The sequence below is a fragment of the Nocardia jejuensis NBRC 103114 genome (genome assembly GCF_001613145.1).
GTDB classification, from domain to species: Bacteria; Actinomycetota; Actinomycetes; order Mycobacteriales; family Mycobacteriaceae; genus Nocardia; species Nocardia jejuensis.
The window spans coordinates 1-7,111 of sequence record NZ_BDBU01000086.1 but is presented as its reverse complement, the minus strand read 5'-3'; the positions used below and the strand labels follow the sequence as shown (position 1 = coordinate 7,111).

8 protein-coding genes are annotated in these 7,111 nt (G+C 69.0%); 5 read left to right on the top strand and 3 right to left on the bottom strand.

Translation table 11 applies throughout. From position 1 onward, the window contains the following. The 3 genes from NJ1_RS37670 to NJ1_RS37660 all read right to left on the bottom strand — a co-directional run. Nucleotides 1-550 (bottom strand): Rossmann-fold NAD(P)-binding domain-containing protein (locus NJ1_RS37670; RefSeq protein WP_479687446.1); only part of this gene is annotated, 550 nt, incomplete at its 3' end. Continuing rightward, on the bottom strand, nt 547-1,971 hold the full coding sequence (locus NJ1_RS37665; RefSeq protein WP_067705126.1) for a pyridoxal phosphate-dependent aminotransferase: 1,425 nt from the start codon (nt 1,969-1,971) through the stop codon (nt 547-549). The genes NJ1_RS37665 and NJ1_RS37670, both read right to left, overlap by 4 nt. Next, nucleotides 1,968-2,993 carry a helix-turn-helix transcriptional regulator gene (locus NJ1_RS37660; RefSeq protein WP_067705124.1) on the bottom strand — a complete coding sequence of 342 codons (1,026 nt, stop codon included), beginning with the start codon at nt 2,991-2,993 and terminating at the stop codon, nt 1,968-1,970. The genes NJ1_RS37665 and NJ1_RS37660 overlap by 4 nt, the downstream gene beginning before the upstream one ends. Before the next feature lie 439 nt (nt 2,994-3,432). Between NJ1_RS37660 and NJ1_RS37655 the strand changes: the two genes are divergently transcribed. The 5 genes from NJ1_RS37655 to NJ1_RS37635 all read left to right on the top strand — a co-directional run. Next, nucleotides 3,433-3,798: a hypothetical protein gene (locus NJ1_RS37655; RefSeq protein ID WP_067705121.1), complete on the top strand. Its 366-nt coding sequence runs from the start codon at nt 3,433-3,435 to the stop codon at nt 3,796-3,798. 120 nt (nt 3,799-3,918) lie between these two features. Continuing rightward, nucleotides 3,919-4,380, top strand: coding sequence for a hypothetical protein (locus NJ1_RS37650; protein WP_157574662.1), 462 nt, complete (start codon nt 3,919-3,921; stop codon nt 4,378-4,380). 98 nt (nt 4,381-4,478) lie between these two features. Continuing rightward, complete coding sequence (locus NJ1_RS37645; protein ID WP_067705115.1) at nt 4,479-5,240, top strand: chymotrypsin family serine protease; 762 nt, start codon at nt 4,479-4,481, stop codon at nt 5,238-5,240. Nucleotides 5,241-5,456: 216 nt separating this feature from the next. Then, on the top strand, nt 5,457-6,329 hold the full coding sequence (locus NJ1_RS37640) for an ATP-grasp domain-containing protein (RefSeq protein WP_067705129.1): 873 nt from the start codon (nt 5,457-5,459) through the stop codon (nt 6,327-6,329). Beyond that, on the top strand, nt 6,326-7,111 hold a 786-nt coding region (locus tag NJ1_RS37635; protein ID WP_067705113.1), incomplete at its 3' end, for an ATP-grasp domain-containing protein. The genes NJ1_RS37640 and NJ1_RS37635, both read left to right, overlap by 4 nt.

Below are 7,111 nucleotides of genomic sequence, written 5' to 3'. Positions count from 1 at the left end.
CCGCGCACTGCGCCGCGGTCGCGACGGCCGCGAGACCGGCCTGCCCGCACCCCAGGATCAGCGACCGCACCGGCCGGCCCAATCGCTGCTCACCCAGCAGGGCGCGCCCCTCGTGATAGGCGATGCCCCCGGCGATCCGGCTCATGGCCGAGAGCGGATCGGTCACCACCGCATCGGTCCGGGCCGACATGCGCTCGAAGGCCACCGATTCCACGCCCCGCGCGCGCAGCGCGGCGATCCGATCGTGCCGGTGCACCGGATCCTGGAAGCCCAGCAGTATCAGTCCGTCCCGCAGGCGCATCGAATCCAGTTCGTAAGCGGGCGGTTTCACCCACGCCACCAGATCCGAGACGTCGAAGACCTCCGCCGGTCCGGGCAGCACCGCTGCTCCCGCCGCCCGATAGGACGCGTCGGTGAAGTCGGCCCGCCAGCCCGCGCCCTGCTGCACCACGACACCGAGTCCCCGGGCCGAGAGCAGCGCGACGTCCTCGGGCGTCAGCGCGACTCGCAGTTCCCGGGCCGCCGTCTCACGCAGCACCCCGACGATCATGACGCGAAGGACATGGCGGGAATCTCCCGCTCCCGCAGTCCGGCGCCGTAGGTCAGTCCGGCGCCGATGCGGGCGAGCAGGCATTCGATCCGGTCGAACAGCTCATCGAGCAGGTCCGGCGATTCGTATCCGGCCGCCAGACGCGGCGCGACCACGTTGAGCCGCACCCCCATGCGCTCGGATCCGGTGCGATCGAGTGCGACGCAGTCGATTCCGGCAACCGTCAGCAGCAGATCCTCCAACTCCGAACTGAACCGCACGCCCGCGGCGGCCAGCAGATCGGCGTCGAACTCGACGGTGAGGAACATGCCCTGCGGGCTGCCGAGCGGCCGCAGCACCGGCGCGCCGAACCGCGCGTTCACCTCGAGCAGCAACCGGTGGGCCGTATCGACCCGGGCCCGCAGCGTCGCACGATTGCGGGCGAGGTATGCGGCGGTGGTGTGCTCGATCGTCGCGCGCACCAGATGGGTGCTCTCGCGCTGGAACGCCACCCGCAGCCGATCGCGCACCCGATCGATCCACCCGGCATCCCCGGAGCACGCCGCGCCCAGCTTGCACGGACCGAAAGCGTTGTAGGCCTTGGAATTACCGGTGATCGTGAGCACGTGATCGTAGAGCCGGACCGGGCCGTCGGGTGTCGGCACCGTGATCGCCGCGATCGGAATATGGTCATCCACCAGCAGATCGAAGGACATGTCGCAGATGACCGGCGTCCCGGCCTCGATCAGCACCCGGCCGATCTCGATCAACTCGGCGACGGTGTACGCCCCCACCACAGGATTTCCCGGCAGCGTGAGCATCACGCCGCACAGATCCCCTTGGCGTGCATGATGTTCCAGCGTCCGGGCCAGGGCCACCGGGTCGATCTTGAACGACTCGTCCGGGGTCGCCGCGCTGGTCACCATGCGCAGTCCGTACTTGGCGACGTGGACGCTGGCGCTCTTGTAATAGCCCTCGGGACAGACCAGGACACCGCCCGGACGCGCCAGCGTAGCGACCGCCTCCTCCAGCAGAACGGTGCTGGAGTAGGGCGACACGATCACCTCGCGGACATCGACCGGCACCGGGGGCAGTCCCGCGCCCGGCGCGCGCAGCCGCTGGAACAGCGAGTCCGCCGCCAGGGTCCGCAGCACCAGGGGCTGCCGCTTGTCGTAGAGGACCCCGTCGCGATACTCCTCGGGCTGCGTCCTGGACATCACCTCGCGCCAGGCCGCGTCCAGCGCCCGCACCGCGGATTCGTCCATCGGCAGCCCGGTTTCGCCGTGATAGGCGTCGATGACGCCGCGGTATTCCCGTCCGCCCGTGCCGGGGAACGAGGGGGCCGCGCCCAGATAACCGCGCGCGAACTTCTTGCGCTCGTCCGAACGATTGACCAGGCTCACCGGGTCCGCTCGGCGCGAGAGCGCCGGGCAGTCGGTCACGACTCGTCGCCTTCGGCGGCCGAATCCCCGGAGGCCTCCCGCCAGGCCCGTTGCAGCGCGTTTCGGAACACCGCGCGGCTCTCGCCCTGGCCGAGGCGCTCGAACCGCGCCAGATCGGGCCGGTCGGTGAGGTCGTTGATCACGAGAGCCATTCCGGCCGTGCGCAGTTCGTAGAGCTTGTCGAATCGGTGCAGGGCGAACTGCACGTCGTGCTTGAGGGCCGAGAAGCGGGTGGCGTCCCGCTCCTGGCGGACGATGTCGTATTCACCGGTGGCCACGTAACTCTCGTCGACCACCAGCATGCTCACCGCGTTGACCGCCCGGCGACGGTTCACCAGGATCGTCTCGATGCCCGCGCGCGCCTGCTGCCAGAGTTTGTCCTGATAGAAGTCGGCGTCCTCGATCTCGTCGAGCACGTAGAGCCTCCGGACCGAGATTCCGGCGCGGGCGAGATTCAGGATCTCCGAGTGGTATTCGTCGCCGATATCGCCGCCGATGGTGCCCAGACCCGCGGTGTGGATGGCACAGATCGACCGTTCGGCGCGGCGCAGCACGGTGATCCAGTCGTTGATGGTGTTCCATTCGCGCACCAGCACACTGCCCGAGGGGATCTGGGTGAGCACCTCCTCCGCGCGTTCGAGCTGCCGGTCGGCGATGGAGCGCAGCGGTTCCACCACCTCGCGCGCACCCGCGGCCTCGAGCAGGCTCTCCGCGATGGCCAGCACCCGCTCGGCCACGACGGCGTCTCTGCTCATCAGCGAGTTGAACCGGATCCGCAGCTCACTGGTGGCGACATCGGCCTCGGATTCCGGAACGGTCGAGGGCAGCCGTTCACCCAGCACCGCGCTCAGTCGCTCGCGGACCGCCAGAGTGGGTACGCGAGTGCCGTTCTCGATCTGCTGGACGAGACTGCGCGAGCAGCCCACCTGCAGTGCCAGCTGCGTCTGCGTGAGATCGCGTTCCTTGCGAAGCCGACGGACCGCCCTGCCGACCTGCTCGCCGTCCGACACCGAGCCAGACATGCTGCCTCTCCCATCCTGATCTGCGGTGCGATACCCACCTGTGTCATGCGGCCCCCATAGTAAGCACGCTGTGTCATCTGCGCTATGGATCGGCTACGCGATTTCCGGCGAGTTTCCCCGACCCACCGTCGGAGCGGCGATTTCCCGCTCGGCCGCAAGGCTTTCCGATAGTCATTCCTGCCGCGAGTCTCCGCTTAGGCAGCCAAAACCGAAGCATCGCACCACAAATCGAGAAAACTGACGACACTCCGCAATCATCAAGACACATTCGAAGCAAATTACGATTTGAAATATCCTTGTCCAGCAGCAATTCTCACTTCTACTCATCCGTATCCCCGCCTAGCATTGGGTGACGGGGGCACTCACCGCACAGATGTCGAACGCACCTTCCGCGTTCGGCACCGAGTGAACCCGGCAACCTCGAGGAGGTGCCCGTTCGATGGCCATCAACCTGACCCCCTGGGCGATCACCAGCGATGTGACTCCCGAATTCGCGACCCGCGCAACGTCTTGCGGGGACACCTGGGCGCTGAGCTGGTTGCCCGGACGAGTGCTCACCACCGAGCAGGCGATCAGCGGCATGGTGCTCGACGAGATCCTGAGCGATCCCGCACCCTCCGACCCGGAGGTGGTCCTGGAAATAGCCGAGATCCGGGCCATGGACCTGGGCCTGACGCTCAGCGAAGTCGTTGTGCGCCTGTCGATGCGGATCGCCCAGCGCGACGAGCACCGTCGAGATCGGGCGCACCGGTACGCGCCGTCGCATCCGCCGCGGCGCGATATCGGCGCGCCCGCGCAGTGCTGAGCCCCGGGACCTGTCGTGTACGCCGAGGCGATGCCCCGATGTTCGCACTGCGGGTGGACCAGCCTGCGCCGTCGCTCGAGCCTGGTCGGCACCGTGACCTCCGCGCCGCGACCGGTGGAAATGCCTGTACTGCAGCCGTTCTGGTTCCTGCTCGCGGCCGGTTCGCTGGTGGTGGAGGGAATGCCGCCGGTGCCGCACTCCGTCATGGTGGCCACCGTCGCGACGCTGATCGCGGTGGCCGCGGTGATCCACGCGTCCGCGCGATCGCACTACGGAGCTCTCGCTCGCACCGCGGGTCCGCTCGCGCTCATCCGGTGGCGGCCGGGCGTGCGCTTCGGCATCACCGACGAGACCGGGAAGCAGTGGACCCTGCATTTCCTGCCGTGGCTCGGCATGGATCTGCACGTGGGCGATGCGGCCTTCGCCGAGGGGCATCAGACCCGCGGCGGCGAGTTCCGTGCCGCGACCCTGGTCAATATCCGCACGGGAGGGCGGCACTTCAGCCGCTGGACCATGTCGACCCTCACCGCGACGACCTGCCTGGTGCTCATGGCCCTGGTCATCGTGGCCCCGGGCAGCTGATCGGCGGCAACCGTGAGGTCGGAGCGGCCGGGGGCCGCGATGACGGCTACGGCTACCGTGTAGCTACGCAGACGTTCGAATCGGATGGGTGGTTGGGCATGCTCGTATCGCACCGCTGGGTCGGCACCGCGGCGCTGGTGATCGCGCTGGGCGCCCTCACCGCGCCCACCGCCCACGCTGATCCCGCCGACCACAGTGGCGCCGGTGACCCCGCAGCCGCGGCTCGAGTCTCCGCCGAGCGGACATCGGGGGCGCGGGCGGAGCTCGGCGGCGGTTCGGGCATCGTGCTCGGCCGCTCCACCAAGTGCAGTCTCACCACCATCGGTCACGACGCCGCGGGCCGGCTGGTCGGCTTCACCGCCGGGCACTGTGCCGAGCCCGGCACTCCGGTCTCCGGGGAACAGTTCCCCGAGGCCGGGGTGGTCGGGGTGGTCGTGGCCTCGGACGCCGAACTCGACTACGGCGTGATCGAATTCGCGCCCGAGGCGGTCACTCCCCTTCGCACCGTCGGCGGCACCACAATCGCCGGTATCGCGCCCTCCCCCACCACCTGGGACGTGGTCTGCCAGAACGGGCGCACCACCGGCCAGGCCTGCGGCGTCGTATGGGCTTCGGGCCCAGGCGGTTTCCTCGATCAGGCGTGCTCGAGTTACGGCGATTCGGGTGGGCCCCTGACCCTGGGCGATCAGTTGGTCGGCCTCGTGTCCGGGCCGCTGATCAACGACACCCGGGCGCTGCGATTCAGCTGCAGCGACAACGCGAACCCCTTGCACACCCCCGTGCTGGCCGTCTCGTTCGACGCGGTGCGCGCCGCCGTCGACGCGGACAAGGGCGTGGGATCGGGCTTCGCGCCGATCTGATTTCGCCCCGTGCCGATCTGACTTCGCCCCGCGCACCCCTCACCGAAGCCGCTCCGCGTTAACGGATTCGGCGCACGGACCCCGCCGTGTTCGCACTATCACTCCCGCGTTGCGTTTTCGCGCCCAGAAGGGATGATCTCGCTAGAACGATCGGCAAATAGTCTGGGCCACTGCGACACCGCGGCGGCGTAACGGGGAGCGTTGATGGTGGCACGGATGAGTTTCTGCTTTCTGGTGGAGGAGCAGTACCGCAGGGACGGCATGCCGCTGAACGTGGTTCGGCAACTACGGGACTGGGGACACCGGGTCGATGTGGTGCGACCGGGCGGCGAATTGCTCGACCTCGACCACCTCGTCCGGCAGGGCCGCCACGACGCGTGGGTACTCAAGACCGTCTCCGGCGGACCGGGACTCGGCCTGCTCGAGGCCGCCGCGGCCGCCGGACTCACCACCGTCAACGACGCGAGATCCATTCGGGGCGTGCGAGACAAGGCACACGCGGCCGTGCTCGCGGCAGCCGCCGGTCTGCCGGTTCCCGCGACCTGGGCCGCGGCCCGCCCCGCCGACCTGGCCCGAATCCCTTCCAGCCGATACCCGTTGGTGGTCAAACCCGCCGACGGCAGCTCCGGGCGCGGCGTGCATCTGGTGAGACAACCCAGCCAGCTCACCGCTCTGATGAACGGAGAAGCGCGCGACGGGCTGCTACTGGCACAGCCGTATGTGCCCAATTCCGGTGTGGACCTGAAGATCTACTGCGCGGGCGGTCGGCTGTACGGCACCGAGCGCGTCTCTCCGCTGACGCCGGGAGATCGGAGCGTTCCGGAGCGCCCGGTCCCGCTGACCTCCGAAATCGCGGAGATAGCAGCGCGTGTCGGCGAGATATTCGGCCTGGACCTGTACGGCATCGATGTCGTGCTGGGCCCCGACGGCCCGGTCGTGGTGGACGTCAACGACTTTCCGAGTTTCCGGATGGTGCCCGATTCCGTGGCGACCGTCGCCCGCGCCATCCTCGATCTCGCCGAGTCGGGCTCCTCGTACCGGCGGCATCCCGAATCGCTGTCGCGCGAACAGCTTCCGGTGGCGCTGTGACCGTCTGCACCGGCGTGGGCACGACAGCCACCCACACCGGGACGATGCGGGTCGGTCTGCTGACCTCGAATCCGGATCATCCGGTGCTGGCGGCCGCGGCCGTACTGCTCTCGGATCAGGGCCACCGCGTCGAAACCCTTGCGCCGGACGCCGAATGCCCCGCCGACCCGGCCGATGTCTACCTGCTCAAGGCGCGCACGCCCGCCGCGATCGAACTGGCGCGGTCGCTACAGGATCGAGGCATCACGGTGCTGAACTCGGCCGCCGCGACCGAGTTCTGCCAGGACCGGCTACGGATGGCACGGCTCGCCGACGATGCCGGACTCCCGTTCGCGGTCACCACCGGGTGGCCGGATCTACGGAGCGTTCCCGCGCACCTGGACGGCCCGCTGGTGATCAAGAGTCGCCGCAGCCGCCGGAACGATCTGGTGGCCCGGGTGACCGGGCGCGATCAACTCCACGCGCTCGCCGCCGAATGGCCGGACGAGCCCGTCGTGGTGCAGGACTTCACGCCGGGCACCGGCTGGGATCACAAGCTCTGGGTGATCGGGGGCGAAGTCTTTGCCGCACTGCGGCACTCGGAGCTCACCACCGGCCCCCGGCAGGCCGACCGGCAGCTGCCCGGCGCGCATCCGTGGGCGGATCTGGCGCTGGTCACCGGCGAGGTGTTCGGCCTGGACATCTACGGTGTGGACCTGCTCGAGGTGGACGGCGAACCGCTGATAATCGACGTCAACGCCTTTCCCGGCGTGCGCGGCCCCGAGGGCGCGGCGCGAGCGCTG